The sequence below is a fragment of the Actinophytocola sp. genome (assembly GCF_035712165.1).
In the GTDB taxonomy this organism is placed as follows: domain Bacteria; phylum Actinomycetota; class Actinomycetes; order Mycobacteriales; family Pseudonocardiaceae; genus DASYTH01.
On the sequence record NZ_DASTBH010000266.1, the window covers coordinates 1 to 2,276 of the forward strand.

Below are 2,276 nucleotides of genomic sequence, written 5' to 3' on the forward strand. Positions count from 1 at the left end.
CCGCTATCACGACCCAGAACCAACCCCACCCGGTCAGGCCGATGCCGGGCGTGTACAGAACCACGTAGATCAGGGTGGTGAACGGCAGGAAGATGATGCCGAGAAGTGGAAAGATCCAGCTGTTGAAGGCGGCGTCGACAAGGACCGGCCGGGCTACCCAGATGATGAACAGGGCCAGGCGCGGAAAGATCCCGGCAAACAACGCGAATAGGCCTCCCACGTCGTGACCCCGTCTCCCTACCGTCGGTGTGTGGCACGATGCTCCACCCGTCGGTGCCTTGCCGGCCTCACCCCCGACGGGTGATTACCTACTCGTTGTGCAGCACGGTGGCGATGGTCAGCCGGGCTGCCGCCCGGGCCGGCAGCAGCGAGCCCAGCACCGCGATCACCACGCCGGACAGGGCGAGCCCGGCGAGGATCCACGGTTCCCAGACCCGCAGGACGGACGCCGGCAGCATGACCTGCGCCGCGTCGGCCGCGAGCGGCACGACCACCCGGTGCGCGAGGATCCCCACGGGGATGCCGATCAGGCCGCCCACCGCGCCGAGCGCGGCCATGGACGTCACGACCATCGTGACCACCTGCCGCGGGGTCATCCCGATCGACTTGAGCATGCCCATGTCCCGCCGGCGCTCGTGGACGTTGAGCGCCACGGTGTTGAGCACACCCAGCGCGGCGATCACAGCCAGCAGCAGCGCCAGCACCGTCGAGAAGCTCACCACGATGACCTGGAACTCGAACTCGTTGCCCTCGGCGTTCGCGTGCAGCCCGGGGTCGGCCTTGCCGACCGCGTCCGCGTACGCGTCGGCGTCGGCTCCGGCGTCGAGCTGCACCTGGTACAGCACCTGCTCCGGCTTTGCCTGGTAGTCCGGGGCGAGGTCGGCGAGGCTGCCCCAGTCGGCGAGCACCCCCGCGCCGGGTCCGGGCGCCGGCCGCATGATCTGGCCGACGATGGTCAGCTCCGAGCGTCGGCCACCCATCTGCAGCGTGAGCCGGTCGCCGACCGCGAGCCCCCGCTGCCGCAGGACCTCCGTCGGCGCGACCGCCTCGCCCGGTCCGGCCATCCAGCGCCCGGCGAGCAACTGGTCCCGGTACCCCAGGTCGGCTACGTCCCCCCGGGCGAAGTTGACGACCAGCGGCTGGCTCTGTCCGACGACCGACACCGGCAGGTTGAGCATCGCGGCCACCCGGGCTGCGTGGGGGATGTCCCGCAGCAGCGCCTCGATCTGCGCGTCGGTGCGGGTGGTCGGTTGACCCACCGGACCGGCCGGGCCTACCGGACCCGCCGGGCCTGCCGGACCCTCCGGGCCCGCCGGGCCTCCGTGCGGCGCCTGCACCAGCACGTCGCCGCTCACCCGGTCGGACAGCGCGGCCACCCGCGACAGCGTGTCGGACAGGCCCGTCGCGAACGTCACAGTGGTCACGCCGAGCAGGACGGCCGCCACGGTGAGCGCGGTTCGGCCCGGTCGTGCCAGCGGCAGGCCCAACCCCAGGCTGACCGAGCGCGGCAGTCGGGTGCCGCTGAGCCGGCGCTGTACGCCGAGCCCGCGGCCGATCCGCGGGGCGCTGCCGGCGCTGCCGGCGCTGATCGCCTCGGCCGCTGACAGGCGGTACGCGCGGGCGGCCGGGACCAGCGCGGCGAGCGCGGCGAGCGTCGGCACTCCGATCAGGCCGGTCGCCAGCACCCAGGCGCTGGCGCCGATGCCGCCGCCGAGGCCGAGCCCCTCGAACGCCTCCGCGAGCAGCGGCTGGGTCGCCAGGACGCCGATCACCGTGCCGAGCACGCAGCCGACCACCGCCGGGACCGAGACCATCACGAGGTAGACGGCCACCACCTGGCGCGGCGTGAACCCCAGCGCCTTGAGGATCCCGATGTGCCGGAAGCCGGAGACGACCGCGCCGCTCACGACGTTGCCGACGATGAGCACGGCCACCACCAGGCCGAGGATGCCGAAGGTGGCCAGCAGTGGCACGTACGAGCCCACCTCCCCACCCACCCGCTCCTTGACCACGAGGTACGGCTGCGCGGCGACCAGCGCGCCGGGCGGAAGTCCGGCGGTGACGGCGGCCAGATCCGCCTCGACCGCCGGCTTCGTCGACACGTCACCGGAGAACCGGTACAGCATCTGGGTGGTGGTGGGGTCCAGCGCGCGAACCTGCTGGGGCGACATCCAGGCGTCGGCGGACTGGCTGAGGCTGTAGGCCCAGCCCACGATGGTGTACGTCGCGTCGTCGGCGACGATCGTCTGCGGCTCGTCGGGCAGGCGGAGTTGCCC

General features: G+C 72.7%; 2 protein-coding genes. Both read right to left on the bottom strand.

Annotated elements, in window-relative coordinates; genetic code table 11:
• On the bottom strand, positions 1 to 220 hold a 220-nt coding region (locus VFO68_RS14950; RefSeq protein WP_325158877.1), incomplete at its 3' end, for a hypothetical protein.
• Positions 221 to 308: 88 nt separating this feature from the next.
• A partial coding sequence (locus tag VFO68_RS14955) for an FtsX-like permease family protein (RefSeq protein WP_325158878.1) occupies positions 309 to 2,276 on the bottom strand: 1,968 nt, incomplete at its 5' end.